The following is a 16,352-nucleotide window of genomic DNA, read 5'->3' as shown; positions in this document are numbered from 1 at the left end:
GTTTACGCCCCTTTCTCTGACTGGATGAAGGTCGCCAGATTGCGTACAGAGGCAAAATGCGTTTTGACGTTTTCGTCTTTGGCATCAATGCGCACATCGTATTTTTTCTGAAGCGCGACGCCAAGTTCCAGGGCATCGATGGAATCAAGGCCCAGCCCATCAACAAACAGGGCTTCGGTGCTGTCGATATCGTCGACCTGCACATCTTCAAGATTAAGGGTCTCGATGATGAAGGCTTTAAGTTCTGTTTCCAGCGAAGTCATGTTTCAATCTGCTCAAGATATATTCTTTGATGAACCGTGTCAGCGCGCGCGATTGCTTCGCCCGCGGCAACCCGGGATCATGTATGTCGTTAAATAAGATGGGGGGATCAACTTCCAGCCGGAATTGGATTTTGGACGGCGGAATACGATACCACGGGACCCCTTTTTTCAACGTATCGTGATTACAGTGTACAACCACAGGAATCAAGTCGGCTTGTGTCTCTATCGCGATGTTTGCAGCCCCGCGTTGAAGCTTGCCGAGCTTGCATTTCGGCGGGGTCCGGGTGCCTTCGGGAAAGATCATGATATTCGCCCCGGCAGCCAGATGATGACGGGCCTGAACAATCAGGTTTTCCGGATTGTCGTCATTGCGGATGAAACCTGCCGCGCGCACCACCCCGAACAGAAACGGGTTGCGAAACAGCTCGTGCTTGACCACGCACTGGCATCTGTCCATCCGTGACAGGATCATCACCACATCAAGCAGGGTCGGGTGATTGGCGATGATCAGTGCGCCGCGCGCAGTGCGCAAACGGTCGACATTGTGTGCTTCTACACCGGCGACCCCGGTGATATCGAGCATCCAGGTAAACAGCCGAAATCCGCGGCAAATGACAAATTGCGCGTATTTGCGGCGTCTGACGCGGTTTTGCAGAACCACCATCATGGCCGGAAAAATCGTAAGTGCCATCAACAGCCCGCCAAGCCCGAAACTGCAAAAGGCAAATCCGGTGGCAAATAACCGCCAGTACCAGTTAAGGCCACGGGCCTGACGGGGCGGGGTTTTGCGGGGTTTGCTGGTATTGCGGGGCTTGTCCGCGTGTGTGTCGCGCGCGGGTCTGGCGCCTGCCACCGTTTGTTCGGGCGCTTGCGTGCGGGGATGATCCGGGGCGTCGGGGCGCTGGGCCAGGGCGGGTTTAGTCATGGCGTGTGATGGTCCAGGCGCTTGATTTTCCGGCAATGCGAATATCGTTCTGACGTGACGATAAAAGATCAACCAGTGCCTTGCCATGGTCAATGGCGCTTGCGGGCGAAAGCATGCTGCGTTCGTCTGTGGTCAGGCATTTGAAACGGTGCAGTTCGCCATCATGATCGCCATTTTGCGGATCAAAACGGATGGCAAGTGCCATGCCCTGATCGGACTGTTCGGTTTGATCATTATAGATTTCCGGCAGGGGAAGATCGACAAAACACAGAATGACCGGCCGTGCATCTGATGCAAGTTGCGCAAGTGTTTCGGTCAGTGCGGCAATCAGGCTGTCATCCCCGGCGGAAATGGCCGTATGGCTTTCGGTGATCGACCAGTTGATGGATGCCACCCCGATAAAGGCATTATGGACCGACATGCTGAAATCGGCGGGGGAAACGGCATCATCGGTGGCAACCTGATGAAGGAGTTTGACCGTGCGGTCGATATTGCCATGGCGCGAACAGAAAACGATGCGCGGATTTTCGGTGGTCTGAAGTGTATGGGACAGCACCTCGGCGGGGGCGCGACCAAACAGGTCCAGTCGCCGCCGCCAGGCTGGTTTGATGCTGCGCGCCAGTTGGGCGGGATCCGATGGTTCGGTTGTGACCCGGGGATCCCCGTCACGCTTTGTAGTCAGGGTGGCCTGACCATCGGTATTTTCCCAAAAAGCCCAGCAGGGTAGGCAGGCGCAAAGCAGCGTCATCTGAAGTCCTAGTTGGCAAGTGCGGCGCGGGCAGAGACCGCACGCAGGATATCCTGTCTCAGGTTGTTGACCCAACGGTTATAGTTCCGGTGAATCTGGGTGCCATTATAGTTCAGATTGGTGCTGTCGACATAGATGATCGAATAGTTCTTTTTATCAAAGGAGATAGCAACTTCTGCGCTGTGCGAACGCGGTGCGTAGGTTGCCTTGAGATGTCCTTCGCCTTCGCGCTGAACAATCCAGTCGCGTGCAGATGCGGCTTCGATGATGGTTGCTTCAATTTCTTCCATGCTGAGCTTTTCGACATCGCTCGGGAAGGGCTGGTTCGAAAAGTTCTGAACAGTTGCCGTACAGGCACTGAGTGCTGCAAAAACGATGGCAACTGCTGCAAGTTTCAAGCTACGCATTTTTGATCTGCCTTGATTCTTTGGTGAAAACGAATTCAATTGATCGCAGTCATGATTGGCCGGGAAACATGATTTTTCATTGCTTCTGACCGTGCTCGTGTGACCAGAGTTCAGCAATAATGGATTGTGCTGGTGGCGACAAGTACCACTTTTGGGATCGGCAATTTGACGGGAATGAAGCATTGTTCGGCTTTGGATGAAGGGGTTGTTTACGCGATCCGCACCCATGGGGCCGAGTTGCCGACGGCCCGGTCGTCACGCCGGGAAATGTCCGCGCTCGCGCATGAATTGCTGGGGCTTCTTGCCAGAAAAGTCGTTTCCGAAAGTGCTGATTTGCCCCGTGCCGGGATACAGGATGCGGGGCCGCATAATGACATTGGTCATGATCTCGGCGACGGACAGGGACTTGTTTTCAAGGATGCCGATGGGCGGCCCTGGGTTCGGGGAATTGGTCGGGATGGGGCAAATCTATCGGCCTCAATCAGCCATTCCCGGCACCTGATTGCGGTCGCGCTGGCGACACGACCGGGTATTTCGGTCGGTATCGACATTGAATATAAGGACGCCCGCCGGCCGGTTGCCGACATGGCAGAACAATTGTTGCTGCCGCGATCAACCAGCCTTGATGATTTCTATCAGGCTTGGTGCCGCTATGAAGCGGTTTTCAAGGCCACAGGAATTATCGACCCGCAGGCACAGACAAGGTTGTCGCCAATCGTGGAACATGTACCGAAACTGCCAGCGGGTTTTGCCGGCCACCTTGTCGTGACGGCGTCCTGAAGGATCGCGATATCGCGCGGCTAACCATCCGGAAACACGTTGGTTGGCGCGCTTTCTTACATGGTCACGTGTTTAGCACAGGCCGGTTGTCCTGCATGGCGAAATGGCATGCCTTGGGTATGTCCAAGCCATGACTGCGGATGTATCTGCGCGGCTGGTTGGTGATCCCGAGGGTTTGGTTTGTCATGCCGGGGTGTCATGCCGTCGTGGAAAGATCTGGTTTGGCCCTGTTCCGATGCGGTCAAAGCTGGTCCCAAGAGTCGTAATTTTCGTGCATGGAGTCGCCATTTCGTGATTTTTTTGCGGCTGCGTCTCAAGGTGCAGGTCGCTGGTTTCATGGGATTTTTATGACATTTTCGATTTTTGAACGTCATCGAATTGGCAGAAAATAAGATTTTTATGAAAAAAATCGCCATGACGGGTTGCGCTTCGACGATTTTGAGACATTTTCCGCTTTAGAAAATGTGGTCTTTACATTAAAGCTCACATTTTAGTGACCGCTGGTCACTATTGTCGCGTGCATGTATTCTGTGCTATGCAGGTGATAGGGGTAATGGGGATTCGTTTGGTGCATTTTATGCGCCATTGGAAGAAATGGGTTTGTGCATGTCTGACCGGATAATCAAGGCACAGGGTACCGGCCAAGATAAGGATGATGATGCCCCGGCGGAATCATCGGAAATGACAAACCATCCGGATATGGAATTGGATCAGGATATGGACGCCAATTATTGTTTTGCGGATATCTATCTACGCAACGCCCCCCGCTATCTTGAAGGCTTTCTTGGTTCTGTGCAGGAACCGGTTCATGGTGAACTGCGCGATGCAAACAAGGGTCTTCTGGCCTTTGAGGACGGGGTTTGTGAAATCTCTGCCAGCTCATCTTTCCTGACTGTCGCGATGTCGGCTTCCGACGGTAAGGGTCTTGATCAGATCCGCGGTTATTTCGAAGAAAAATTGCGGAGCCTGTCCGATCAGCAAGTGATCGAATTTGACTGGCGTAAACATTGACCAATGGTCATTAATATTTGATCTGGCCGGTCTTTGACTGTCAGATACGCCCGCAAAAGCGGACCCCATCCAGGCACAAGGACAGAATCCTGTCTTTGTGCCTGATGTCGTTTCGGGCAAGGGTTTATAGCCTTTGGTTCGGGTTTGGGTTTGGTGGGTTAGCTCATGACGAACCGGTCGCGCGCTGCGCGGACAACCCGCGTGATATATTCCGCGACCGACGCAACGCTGCGCGTGTCCTTGGTGTCAGGGTGCTGAAGCATCCAGTAATTGCGGGTAAAGCGGATTTCAGGCAGCAAACGCACAAGATCAGGCACGCCATCGGTGGCATAATCATGCAGGATGCCGATGCCATGTCCGTTGCGCACGGCTTCCATCTGGGCGACCACGCTGCCGCATTCAAAGCGACGTTTCATCAATTTGCCAAGCCGGGCAGCATAATCAAGCGCACGGCTGTAAATCAGGTCTTCGATATGGGTGACAAACAGCCGGTCTGACAGGTCGGCCTCCGTCCGAACATCCCCGTAACGCTCAATATAATCCCGGCTGGCATAGACGCTGAGCGTATAGTCGGTCAGCTTCTTGATCACCAGCCGTCCCTGTTTGGGGCGATCAAGGGTGATGGCGATGTCGGCTTCGCGTTGTGACAGGGAAAATGTGCGTGGCAGCGGCACAATCTGGATCACCAGATCAGGATGATTCGCCGCAAAGTGAGCCAACTCACTTGCCAAAAAATAATTCCCCAATCCATCGGGCACACCAACCCGGACCGTGCCGCTGATGACTTCGGACTGGTTCGAAACGGCGGTCCCGGCCCGCAGAAAGGCAGATTCAGCGGCCTCCGCCGCGGCCATCAATTCGCGCCCTGCGGTGGTCAATTCCGATCCGGTGGTGCGCCGGTCAATCAGTTTGGTACCAAGTTCCTGCTCAAGGGTGGTCAGTTGCCGTCCGACCGTTGCATGGTTCAGGCCAAGCTGGCGTGCGGCGGCCAGGATTTGCCCCTGCCTGGCGACGGCAAGGAAAATGCGGAAGCGATCCCAATCCATTACGGTGAATGACCCCTGATGACTTTAATTTTTGCACATCGAATTTGCAGGAATGATAATTGATGTGCATTGCAGTGCATAGTCATAATGGGTCCAGTTTGCCGGTGATGAAATCAGGCAATCCGAAATCAGGTTTAGTCGGGAGGAACCCCATGTCGACCCAGATCACCCATTACATCAATGGCAAGCGCGTCGCCGGTAAATCCGGTCGTTCTGCTGCTGTCTTTAATCCGGCAACCGGCGCACAAAGCGGCACGGTTGATCTTGCATCCAAGGCCGAAGTGCGTGCGGCTGTTGAATCGGCTGCGGCTGTTCGCGATGAATGGGCCAACACCACGCCACTTCGCCGTTCGCGTATCCTCAACAAGTTTCTTGGCATTCTTGAAGACCGTTCCGAAGAACTGGCCGCGGCAATCACCGCCGAACATGGCAAGGTTCTTTCCGATGCGCTGGGCGAAGTCACCCGCGGGATCGAGGTTGTCGAATTTGCAACCGGCGCGCCGCAGTTGCTCAAGGGTGAGTTCACCGAAAATGTCGGCACCAAGGTCGACAGCCATTCGGTGCGTCAGCCCTTGGGGATCGTTGCCGGTATCACGCCGTTCAACTTCCCGGCCATGGTGCCGATGTGGATGTTCCCGGTGGCACTTGCATGCGGTAACTGCTTTATCCTCAAACCGTCCGAGCGTGATCCGTCTGCATCCCTTTTGCTGGCGGAATGGCTGACCGAGGCGGGGCTTCCTGATGGCGTGTTCAACGTTGTTCAGGGCGACAAGGAAGCGGTTGATGCGCTTCTGTTTGATCCGGACGTCACCGCGATCAGCTTTGTCGGGTCGACCCCGATTGCCAAATACATCTATGAAACCGCAACCGCGCAGGGCAAACGTTGTCAGGCCCTTGGTGGTGCGAAAAACCACATGATCATTATGCCGGATGCCGACATGGATCAGGCGGTCGATGCCCTGATGGGGGCTGCTTACGGGTCGGCTGGCGAACGTTGCATGGCAATTTCGGTGGCCGTGCCGGTTGGCAAGGCCACGGCAGATACTCTGATTGAAAAGCTGGTACCGCGCATCAATGAACTGCGCGTTGCACCGGGGACCGATCCGGCGGCTGAAATGGGGCCGCTGGTAACCGCTGCACACCGTGACAAGGTGGTCGGCTATATCAACAAGGGTGTCGAAGAAGGTGCAAAGCTGGTCGTCGATGGCCGCGACATCAAGCTTCAGGGCTATGAAGAAGGCTACTTTGTCGGGGGCACCCTGTTTGATGACGTCACCCCGGATATGAGCATCTACAAGGAAGAAATCTTTGGCCCGGTTCTGTCGGTTGTTCGCGCCGATGATTACGAAACCGCTGCCAACCTTGTCGATAGCCACGAATATGGCAACGGTACTGCGATCTTTACCCGTGATGGTGATACGGCGCGTGAATTTGCCGCACGTACCCAGACCGGTATGGTCGGCATTAACGTTCCGATCCCGGTTCCGATGGCGTTCCATTCGTTTGGTGGCTGGAAAGCATCGCTGTTTGGCGATCATCACATGCATGGCCCGGAAGGTGTGCGTTTCTACACCAAACTGAAAACCATCACCTCACGCTGGCCGACCGGTATTCGCAAAGGTGCGGAATTCGTCATGCCGACGATGAAATAACTTTTGCCCTTCTGGCAAAAAGAAAGGCGCGCAGGGGGTACTTTGCGCGCCTTTAGTTTTTGTGGAATACGGGGAGCCATAATCCACAGGGTGAACCGGATGGACGTCAGGATGATCTAGTGCGTGATCGCCTGGGTCAGGGTGACGATATTGAAACCCTGTCGGGCGAAAATTCTGGTTTGCTGTTCGATGCTGTCACGTTTGGCGTCGGGGTCGTGATCAAGGCTGATGCAACCAATCGGGATCAGGGTGGCATCGCGCCGGGCAAGCGTCAGGATATCTTCGGCAATGTGGTCTTCGTGAAAGACGATATCGGCGGTTTCAATCGCGCGCGCGATGCCGTGCGGAAGATCAAAGGCAGTATCGGCATCGATTTCGGCGTTCATGATCTGCCCGCCGGGGACGGTTGCGCTGCTGCCATCGGGAACGAACTGGCGCAGGGCATGGTCAATATCGTTGTCGCGTGCGGTGCCGGTCGGGGTTTCTTGCAATCCGCGCTGGAAAAAATGGGTCCAGAACCGCTGGCGTGACACATTGTCATGAAGGTGATCGGCGACTTTTTGACGGGCATCGCGGGCAATGCGGGCCAGTTGTGCCATGGATGCCGGAAGGACGGTTTCAAGGCGCTGCCGGATGATGCGCGCAAGGGCCGGGGCGCAGGCACCCGTTGATATCGTGATCATTACCGGTGCGCGATCAAGGATTGCCGGCACGATGAAATCGCAATGCGGGGTCTTGTCGACCACATTCAAAAGGATGTTGCGCCGTCTGGTCGCGGCCTGCACCCGTGCGGTCAAATACGGATCATCGGCGGCATCAAATACCATGACCGCCCGGTTGATCATGGTGTCGACGAAGGGCGCGCTTTCCCAAACGATCCGCCCTTCGTCCACCATCACGGCAATGTCGTCGCAGATTTCGGGTGCGACGACCGTGATCTTTGCCTGACTGCGCACGAGCAGGCGCAGCTTGCCAAGTGCGACTTCGCCGCCGCCCAGCACCAATACCTTTTTGCCGGTCACATGTATGAAGGCCGGAAAATAGGCGAAGTTTTCAGATGTCGCAGCATGGGCAGCAACATCTGGCGTAAGCCCGCGATTATTCTGCGGCGCGCGGTAATGCGTCATCGAGAATCTCCTTTATTTCCGGCAGGCACGAACCGCACCCGGTCCCGGCCTGAAGCAAACGGCCAATATCGGCGGCCGTTACGGCATTCTGATCAGAAATGGCACGGCTGATGGCCGCCAGCCCGACCGAGAAGCATGAACAGATCACGCGATCATTAATTGCGCCCGCATCGGGCATCCGCCCGGCCAGAAGGGCATTGCGTTCCAGGGGTGCGACCTGATCGGTTGCCAGCAGGTTTGAAACCCAATCCCGGCCAAGGGCCGGGCGGTCCGGGCCGATGAAAAGGGCGCCGGTAACGCGATCGCCGTTCAATCGGGCATAGCGATGTATGCCCTTTTTGCTGTCGCTATATTCAATGACCTGTTCGTCATCCTGATTGGCCGCAATCGGCAAAAGGGACTTGAACATCATCGGTTCGGACCCGGCGATTTCATAAATCATGCTGCCCGGTCCGGTCGCCGCCACCCAATAGGGCAGACTGCCAAGGTCAACCGGGGTACTCGAAAACAGCAATCCCTGCCATTTCGGGGCAAATGGTTCGAGGGCAACGGGGATATGCTTGCTTTCGGGCTGACCGGAATGGGGGTCAACATTGGGGGGCAAAAGCCGACCGATCCCGCCTGCTGCCGAAAAGATATCGTTCCAGTGCATGGGTACGAAAACCTGTCCGGGCATTTGTGCATCTGTGACCAGAACCCGCATCAGGGACGCACCATGGCTGCTTTTGATCCGGGCAATGCCACCATCCGAAAGCCCGAATTTGGCGGCGTCCTTTGGATGGATTTCAAGCAGCGGTTCCGGGCGATGGGCCGAAAGACGTGCCGCTGTTCCGGTGCGCGTCATGGTGTGCCATTGATCGCGGTACCGGCCGCTATTGGCAATCAGCGGGAAGTTGCGACTGGTTCGGGATTGCGGCGCAATATGCGCAACTGCCAGCATTTTGGCCCGACCGCTTGATGTGGTGAATATGCCATCACCATAAAGCCGTTGGGAACCGCTGGCCGGTTGATGTTTGCGAGAAGCCGGCCACTGAAACGGTTCCATCGCGTCATAGGCCGATTTCCTGGCCTTGTGCCAGATGCCGATATCAAAGGCCCGCATGCCGTCATTTTCAAATTCCGAAAGGGCGGCATGTTCGGCAAAGATATCGGCGGGATCCTTGTATTTGAAAGCCTTGCCATACCCCATGGCGCGCGCGACTTTGGTCATGATCCACCAGTCGGGCTTGGCATTGCCCTGGGCCTCGCGGAACGGGCGTTGGCGCGATATGCGCCGTTCGGAATTGGTGACGGTGCCCGATTTTTCTGCCCAGCCGGTGGCGGGCAGTTTGATATGGGCGTGGCGCAATGTGTCGGTGTCATTGACGACATCGGATGCAATCACAAGCGGACAACGCGACAGGGCAAGACGCACGCGATCCGCATCCGGAAGGCTGACTGCCGGGTTGGTTGCCATGATCCAGACGGCTTTGATTTCACCGGTTTCAATGGCGCGGAACATGTCGACCGCCTTGTATCCTTCGCCCGGTTCAAGGGCATCGGATTTCCAGAACCGTCTGACACGATCAATATCGACCGGATCATTGGGGTTCATATGGGCGGCAAGCTGATTGGCAAGGCCGCCAACTTCGCGTCCGCCCATGGCGTTGGGTTGGCCGGTGACGGAAAACGGGCTTGAACCCGGTTTTCCGACACGACCGGTTGCCAGATGGCAATTAAGGATCGCATTGACCTTATCCGATCCACTAGATGACTGATTAACGCCTTGTGAAAAGACCGTGACGGTACGATCAAAGGCCGCGAACCAGTTAAACAACGTTTCCAGTTTTCCCAGACCTGAGCCGGTTTCATCGGCGCTGTCTTGTTGGTCGAGCCCGCATTTTTTTGCGGTTGTCTCGATATCCGGGCAGTCGGCCCGGGCCTCTGCCACGGCCTGTTCATAGCCGCTGACATGGCGGGCGACGTAGCGAAGATCGGTATTGCCGGTCTGGTCAAGCCAGGCCAGCAAACCGTTAAACAGGGCAACGTCGCTGCCCGGTTTGATGGCAAGGTGCAAATCGGCAATATCGCAACTTGCCGTCCGTCTTGGATCAATCACGACAATCTTTGTGCCGTGCTTTTCCCTGGCCGCACGCAGGCGCTTATTAAGCACCGGGTGGCACCATGCCAGATTTGACCCGGTCAGAATGACCAGATCGGCGATTTCAAGGTCTTCGTAACATCCGGGCACCACATCCGCGCCAAAGGCACGTTTATGCCCGACCACGGTCGATGCCATGCACAGGCGCGAATTGGTATCGATATGGGGCGATCCGATGAAGCCCTTGATCAATTTGTTGGCGACATAATAATCCTCGGTCAGGAGCTGACCGGAGACGTAAAAGGCCACCGATTTCGGGCCGTGTTTTTCAATGGTATCGCGCAGGCGATTGGCGGTCTCGGCAATGGCGGTTTTCCAGCTGACCTGTTTGCCGTCGACTTCGGGTTCAAGCAGGCGAAAATCGCGCTTGGTCTCGGCCATGATGGTATCGATCAACGCCGCCCCCTTGGAGCAGATGCGCCCAAGGTTGGCGGGGTGGTCGGGATCGCCGCCGACAGCCCATCCGTCACGGGTTGGCGAAATGATCAGGCCACAGCCAACACCGCAATAGGGGCAGGTTGTTTTGACCTCATCCCGCATGGCGCAATCCAGCTTGCAGTTCGGTCAGGCCAACCCGCACCATGCCGTCAATGACCTTGCATTCGACCTTGGCGGCACAGCCGTCATCGGGGCCCTGTGCCTCGCCGGTTTCAAGCGAAAACACCATGTTATGAAGCGGGCAGGTGACGAAATGGCCATGCACGATGCCTTGTGCCAGGGGGCCTTGCTTGTGCGGGCAGCGATCAAGCAGGGCAAAGATCTGATCATCAAGGGTTCTGAAAATCGCGATGCGATCAGTTTGGGTTTGCAGGGTACGCGCGCCTTGCTGCGGGATATTGGCAGCGGGTCCGACTTCTACCCAGGTCAGATTGTTCGTCATCTGTCTTACTCCGCTGCGACCATCGAAAGGGGTTTGAATTCGTGGGCGTCAACGCCCTCGGATGCGCGTTCGGCCCATGGGTCTTTCTGGGCGTTTTGCTGACTGATCATGAAGCGATCAAACAGGGCCTTGCGATTTTCGGCATCATCAACAACGCGTTCCTGAACATGTTTCAGGCCAACGCGTTCGATCCACGGTGCGGTGCGTTCCAGATAACGGGCCTCTTCGCGGTAAAGCTGGATAAAGGCACCGCAATATTCCTTGACCTCTTCATCGGTCGTGACCTTGCACAGAAGTTCGGTCGCGCGGACATGGATGCCGCCATTGCCGCCAACATGCAAATCCCAGCCGCCATCGGTTGCCACCACGCCGAAATCCTTGATGGTTGCTTCGGCACAGTTGCGCGGACAGCCCGATACGGCCATTTTGAACTTGTGGGGCATCCAGGATCCCCAGGTCATTTTTTCAAGTTCGACCCCCATGCTCATCGACATCTGGGTGCCGAAACGACACCATTCCTGTCCGACGCATGTTTTGACGGTCCGAAGCGATTTGCCATAGGCATGACCCGATACCATGCCTGCGGCATTAAGATCGGCCCAAACCGCCGGAAGGTCTTCCTTTTTCACACCCAAAAGATCGATACGCTGACCGCCGGTAACCTTGACCGTCGGGATGTCGAATTTATCGGCGACATCGGCAATCGCACGCAGTTCGCGCGGATTGGTCAGGCCGCCCCACATGCGCGGCACCACGGAATAGGTGCCGTCTTTCTGGATGTTGGCGTGTACGCGTTCATTGATGAAACGTGATGCGCCATGATCGACATATTCCCCCGGCCATGCAGCCAACAGGTAATAGTTCAATGCCGGGCGGCAAACATGGCACCCATCGGATGATTTCCATTCCAGTTCCTGCATGATGGCGGGCATGGATTTAAGGCCCTTGGCAATGATCAGGCGGCGCACGCTGTCATGATCATGTTCCGTGCAAGTGCAGATCGGCTTGACCGTTGCGGCCTGATAATCACCGCCAAGAGTTGCGGCAAGCAGGTTTTCAACCAGCCCTGCACATGATCCGCAGGACGCCGACGCCTTGGTGTGGCCTTTGACTTCATCAAGGGTCGTCAGGCCCTTTTCGGTGATGGCAGAAACGATGGAACCTTTGCAAACGCCGTTACAGCCACAAATTTCTGCGTCATCTGGCAGGGCTGCAACGGCGTCAAGAGGGTTTCCGGCAGATCCCCCCGCAAACGCCTGACCAAAGGCAAGGGTGTCACGCAGTTCCGTAACATCCTCGCCATCTTTCATCAGCTGGAAATACCAGCCGCCATCGGTGGTATCGCCATAAAGAACCGCGCCCTTGATCTTGCCGTCTTCAAGGACGATGCGTTTGTAAACGCCCCGTCCGGCATCGCGGAACACGATTTCTTCTGTATTGCCGCCACCTGAAAAATCACCGGCGGAAAAAACATCAACACCCGTGACCTTAAGCTTGGTCGAGGTGACCGACCCGGCGTAGCCATCGGTCGCAATCTCGGTCAAATGATCGGCACAGGATTTCGCCATTTCAAACAGCGGAGCGACAAGGCCATAGCACTGGCCGCGATGCTGCACGCATTCGCCAACCGCAAAGATCGCCGGGTCACTGGTGGTCATGACATCGTCAACGACAATGCCACGTTCGACTGCGATGCCGGTGTCTGCGGCAAGGCGCCCGTTGGGGCGAATGCCAACAGCCATGACCACCAGATCAGCCGGGATCATGCGCCCGTCCTTAAGACGCACGCCGGTTACGGTTTCCGTTCCGACGATTTCGGCGGTGTCGGCCTCGGTAATTACAGTGATGCCGCGCCGTTCAAGTTCCTGTGCCAAAAGGTAACCCGCAGACGGATCAAGCTGGCGTTCCATGACGTGCCCTGCCAGATGCAAAACCGTCACATCCATGCCGCGTGCCTGAAGTCCGACCGCGGCTTCAAGACCCAAAAGCCCGCCGCCAATCACAACGGCCGGGCCGCCCTTGGACGCAGCACCCAGCATGACGTCAACATCATCGACATCGCGGAAGGTAACAACGCCAGAAAGTTTGTGGCCGGGAACCGGAATGATGATCGGGTCCGAACCGGTGGCCAGCAACAGACGGTCATATTCGGTTTCCGTGCCGCTTTTGGAAATGACGACCTTGCGGATGCGGTCAATTTCAACAACCGGGTCGCCGGAATAAAGATGGATGTTGTTTTCGCGATACCATTCCGGGGTGTTGATGACGATTTCGTCAAAATTCTTTTCGCCCGACAGCAGGGGCGAAAGCATGATGCGGTTATAGTTCACGCGCGGTTCGGCACCGAAAACCGTGATGTCGTATTTGTCCGGTGCCCGGTTCAGGATTTCTTCGACCGTTCTCATGCCGGCCATGCCGTTGCCAATGACAACCAGGCGGGATTTTGCGGCTTTTATGTTTGCAGGGACGTGGTTCATTTGTCTCTGGCTCCTCGTCGCGGGATGCGAAGTTGGCACAAAAAAACGCCCGATGCGGCCTGCTCTTTTAAAAGGCATTTCGCAACGGACGTCGTTATCCGGTGAACCCGTCTTTGGATTCTTTATATATGCAATCGGCTTTTCGGCCGGAGCCGCAGGCGACACTGCCCGCGCTCATACCCCGATATATTCAAGTCCCGTGCCAGAATGGAAAAAGAGGAAAATTATCTTGCAACCGTCTGTAATTTAACGGGGATTGCAATCCGGATGGTTGAGTTGTTATGCAGGGAATAATCGGTTTTGATTAAAAAATAAACAGAGCAAAATCAACAAGATTAAAAAATATGCAAAATTGTAAAATTTGCAAAAATCCAAAATTGCTGTTTGCAGGCGCGTTCGTCCAAAACCATTGGATTCCAGCAATTTGCAAATTTTATCCCGCATCGCGAAAAACTGGCGCGCTGTTTGCAGCATGTCATCCCGTGTGAGCAGCTTTGACGAAAGCAGGCCCAACGACGGGTGGCTCACAGTTCTTCGTCCAACGGCGGACGATCAGACGTTTGGAACAGCAGCGCGATGGACGCGCAGCCTTTCCGATACGAATGACGGGTCGCCTGCGGAATCCATCAGATGAAGCAAGAGGCCCATGGGGAAAAACCGTCGGTCGTACACAGCATCTCGCAAGCTCTGCGCGACCTAAACGAAGGGCTTCACATTATGGAAATCAAGAACAAGGCTACACGCATAAATCTTTTCAGTCTCAAGACTGTTCAGATGCGGACTTTTCACCTGACCTGGCTTTCATTCTTCCTGTGCTTCTTTGGCTGGTTCGGGATCGCGCCGTTGATGCCGCTGGTGCGCGATGATCTTGGACTTACCAAAAGCGAAATCGGCAGCACCATCATTGCATCGGTTGCCATCACGGTTCTGGTGCGGCTTCTGATCGGACCGCTTTGCGACAAGATCGGCCCGCGCAAGACCTATACCGGGCTTCTGGTTCTGGGGTCGCTTCCGGTCATGCTGATCGGCCTTGCCGACAGCTATGAAACCTTCCTTTTGGCGCGTCTTGCCATCGGGGCGATCGGGGCATCCTTTGTGATTACCCAGTATCATACATCCATGATGTTTGCCCCCAATGTCGTCGGTACGGCAAATGCCACGACGGCTGGCTGGGGTAACCTTGGCGGTGGTGTCACCCAAATGGTCATGCCGCTGATCCTTGCCATGGTGCTTGGGTTCGGGGTTGCGGAAACCATGGGCTGGCGTCTGGCGATGGTGTTCCCGGGGGCGATCATGCTGGTGGTTGCTGTTCTTTACTGGGTCTTCACCACGGATTGCCCGGAAGGCAACTATGACGAGATGCGCAAAAGCGGCGCGCTCAAACCCGAAGATGATACGGCCGGTGCTGCCAAGGGCATGATGGCCGCGGTTTCCGATTATCGCGTTTGGGCATTGTTCCTGGTCTATGCTGCCTGCTTTGGCGTTGAACTAACCATCAACAACATTGCGGCGATCTATTTCTTCGACAAGTTTGAATTGTCGCTGGCAACGGCGGGCATGATTGCCGGTCTGTTTGGTCTGATGAACATTTTTGCCCGCACGCTGGGTGGTGTGTTTTCCGATAAGTTTGCCGCCAAGGGTGGCCTTTCGGGGCGCGTCAAATTCCTGTTCATGGCGCTGTTCATCGAAGGTGTCGCACTTGTTGCCTTCTCCCAGATGGAGGCACTGGCTGTTGCGGTTGCCGTGATGATCGTCTTCTCGCTGTTTGTGCAGATGTCCGAAGGTGCGACTTTCGGGATCGTGCCGTTTGTCAATCGCAAGGCATTGGGTTCGGTTGCCGGTATCGTTGGTGCCGGTGGCAATGCCGGTGCGGTTGCGGCGGGCTTCCTGTTCAAGTCCGAAGCGCTTACATATCAGGAAGGTTTGCTTTATCTCGGTTGTGCTGTGATTGTTTGCTCGTTCGCGGCCCTGGCGGTTCGCTTCTCAGCGGCAACGCAGGCCGAAGAAAAGGCACGATTTGAAAGCGCACAGGCCGAGCGCCTTGGTGCAGCACCGTCTGCACAGCCGGTTCCGGCAGAGTGATCGTTCCGAGGATACGAGTGTATTGCTCGTATCCTCGCTTTTGGCGGTTCACAGCGCTTTGTGGCTGCAAGGTGTTGATAAAGAGGCTGCTATGATTGACGTCTGGCTGGATACCGATGAGCGAGAAGATGTTCTTTCGTCAATCGTCATGTGTCGCCTTTGTGTTACGGAAGCCATAAATGACCGGCAGTTCGTCAAATGGGCTATTCTCTCGCTTCATAATGCGCTGCAGGGGGCTATGGTTTGTCATTTGATGGGAACTGCGAATTTAGGTGCGTTGGATCGGAAGTCGTTCAAGCGTTCTCAAGATTGGCATCAGCGGGACCGATGTCGGGCGGTGCATGGGGAGCCAACTGCTAGAGAAAAGTTCCCGAATATACCCGAAAAGGCCCCTGAAACTAAAATCGCTGATAGCCGAACTTTGTTCTCAATGTTGAGTAATGAGCATAAACGTCAGGAATGGGCAGGAGATATACTGAGTGTGACTGAGGGGGAGAAAAGAGCCTTCGAAAAGTTACATGGCTTGAGAAACGAATTTGCGCACTTCTCCCCTAAGGGCTGGTCAATTGAATTGAGTGGAGTTCCTGAGATATTTCGCTGCAATTTGGATGTTTTGACTAAAATTGCCTCGGATGGTTGGCCATTTAGGCACATGAAAGAAGAGCGATTGAAGCGTCTGAACTTAGAATTGGCTGAGCTTAGAGCCGCTATTGATGAGTTGGAAAAAAGGCTTGATTTGGGGCGCTGTAATTCTTGAGCCGATAGCGATGCCATTAGGGATCGAATACTGTTTCATCACTAGGCAGTAATCCGA

Annotated in this window: 14 protein-coding genes; 5 read left to right on the top strand and 9 right to left on the bottom strand. The window is 55.3% G+C overall.

Annotation, left to right across the window (positions count from 1 at the left end; translation table 11 throughout):
• Positions 1–2: 2 nt before the first annotated feature.
• From AUQ42_RS00525 to AUQ42_RS00510, 4 genes are read right to left on the bottom strand one after another with little or no spacing between them, the layout of a single operon-like run.
• Entirely contained in the window at positions 3–263 is a 261-nt protein-coding gene (locus AUQ42_RS00525) for a phosphopantetheine-binding protein (RefSeq protein WP_068516994.1), read from the bottom strand.
• Positions 238–1,188 (bottom strand): 1-acyl-sn-glycerol-3-phosphate acyltransferase, encoded by a 951-nt coding sequence (locus AUQ42_RS00520; protein WP_068516993.1) that lies wholly within the window; start codon positions 1,186–1,188, stop codon positions 238–240. The genes AUQ42_RS00525 and AUQ42_RS00520 overlap by 26 nt, the downstream gene beginning before the upstream one ends.
• Positions 1,181–1,936 carry a beta-ketoacyl synthase chain length factor gene (locus AUQ42_RS00515; protein ID WP_068516992.1) on the bottom strand — a complete coding sequence of 252 codons (756 nt, stop codon included), beginning with the start codon at positions 1,934–1,936 and terminating at the stop codon, positions 1,181–1,183. Before AUQ42_RS00515 ends, AUQ42_RS00520 begins: the two co-directional genes overlap by 8 nt.
• Positions 1,937–1,944: 8 nt before the next feature.
• Positions 1,945–2,343: a hypothetical protein gene (locus tag AUQ42_RS00510; RefSeq protein WP_068516991.1), complete on the bottom strand. Its 399-nt coding sequence runs from the start codon at positions 2,341–2,343 to the stop codon at positions 1,945–1,947.
• Between the two features lie 165 nt (positions 2,344–2,508).
• Here AUQ42_RS00510 and AUQ42_RS00505 point away from each other — a divergent pair, with 165 nt between their 5' ends.
• Positions 2,509–3,123, top strand: coding sequence for a 4'-phosphopantetheinyl transferase superfamily protein (locus AUQ42_RS00505; protein ID WP_156480793.1), 615 nt, complete (start codon positions 2,509–2,511; stop codon positions 3,121–3,123).
• A gap of 606 nt (positions 3,124–3,729) precedes the next feature.
• A complete protein-coding gene (locus AUQ42_RS00500; protein ID WP_068516989.1) occupies positions 3,730–4,134 on the top strand; it encodes a DUF2218 domain-containing protein in 405 nt (134 codons plus the stop codon).
• Between the two features lie 158 nt (positions 4,135–4,292).
• Here the strand turns inward: AUQ42_RS00500 and AUQ42_RS00495 are convergent, their stop codons facing one another.
• Positions 4,293–5,180 carry a LysR family transcriptional regulator gene (locus tag AUQ42_RS00495; RefSeq protein ID WP_068516988.1) on the bottom strand — a complete coding sequence of 296 codons (888 nt, stop codon included), beginning with the start codon at positions 5,178–5,180 and terminating at the stop codon, positions 4,293–4,295.
• A 152-nt stretch (positions 5,181–5,332) separates the two neighbouring features.
• Between AUQ42_RS00495 and AUQ42_RS00490 the strand changes: the two genes are divergently transcribed.
• Positions 5,333–6,832: a CoA-acylating methylmalonate-semialdehyde dehydrogenase gene (locus AUQ42_RS00490; RefSeq protein WP_068516987.1), complete on the top strand. Its 1,500-nt coding sequence runs from the start codon at positions 5,333–5,335 to the stop codon at positions 6,830–6,832.
• A gap of 116 nt (positions 6,833–6,948) precedes the next feature.
• Here the strand turns inward: AUQ42_RS00490 and AUQ42_RS00485 are convergent, their stop codons facing one another.
• From AUQ42_RS00485 to nirB, 4 genes are read right to left on the bottom strand one after another with little or no spacing between them, the layout of a single operon-like run.
• Positions 6,949–7,959: a siroheme synthase gene (locus AUQ42_RS00485; RefSeq protein ID WP_068516986.1), complete on the bottom strand. Its 1,011-nt coding sequence runs from the start codon at positions 7,957–7,959 to the stop codon at positions 6,949–6,951.
• Entirely contained in the window at positions 7,931–10,639 is a 2,709-nt protein-coding gene (locus tag AUQ42_RS00480) for a nitrate reductase (RefSeq protein WP_068516985.1), read from the bottom strand. Before AUQ42_RS00480 ends, AUQ42_RS00485 begins: the two co-directional genes overlap by 29 nt.
• The gene (gene nirD / locus AUQ42_RS00475; RefSeq protein ID WP_068516984.1) at positions 10,629–10,979 is read right to left on the bottom strand and encodes a nitrite reductase small subunit NirD; all 351 of its coding nucleotides are present in this window, start codon (positions 10,977–10,979) and stop codon (positions 10,629–10,631) included. The genes AUQ42_RS00480 and nirD overlap by 11 nt, the downstream gene beginning before the upstream one ends.
• Positions 10,980–10,984: 5 nt before the next feature.
• Complete coding sequence (nirB, locus tag AUQ42_RS00470) at positions 10,985–13,456, bottom strand: nitrite reductase large subunit NirB (RefSeq protein WP_068516983.1); 2,472 nt, start codon at positions 13,454–13,456, stop codon at positions 10,985–10,987.
• Positions 13,457–14,173: 717 nt separating this feature from the next.
• On the opposite strand from nirB, the gene AUQ42_RS00465 reads away from it, so the two are divergent.
• Both AUQ42_RS00465 and AUQ42_RS00460 read left to right on the top strand, forming a co-directional pair.
• On the top strand, positions 14,174–15,538 hold the full coding sequence (locus AUQ42_RS00465) for a NarK family nitrate/nitrite MFS transporter (RefSeq protein ID WP_068517024.1): 1,365 nt from the start codon (positions 14,174–14,176) through the stop codon (positions 15,536–15,538).
• Between the two features lie 22 nt (positions 15,539–15,560).
• Entirely contained in the window at positions 15,561–16,295 is a 735-nt protein-coding gene (locus AUQ42_RS00460; RefSeq protein ID WP_068516982.1) for a hypothetical protein, read from the top strand.
• The last annotated feature ends 57 nt before the right edge of the window (positions 16,296–16,352 follow it).

The sequence above is a fragment of the Thalassospira sp. MCCC 1A02491 genome (assembly GCF_001613785.1).
Lineage (GTDB): Bacteria > Pseudomonadota > Alphaproteobacteria > Rhodospirillales > Thalassospiraceae > Thalassospira > Thalassospira povalilytica.
Note: the sequence above shows the minus strand (reverse complement) of the source record. Positions and strands in the feature narration are given on the sequence as shown.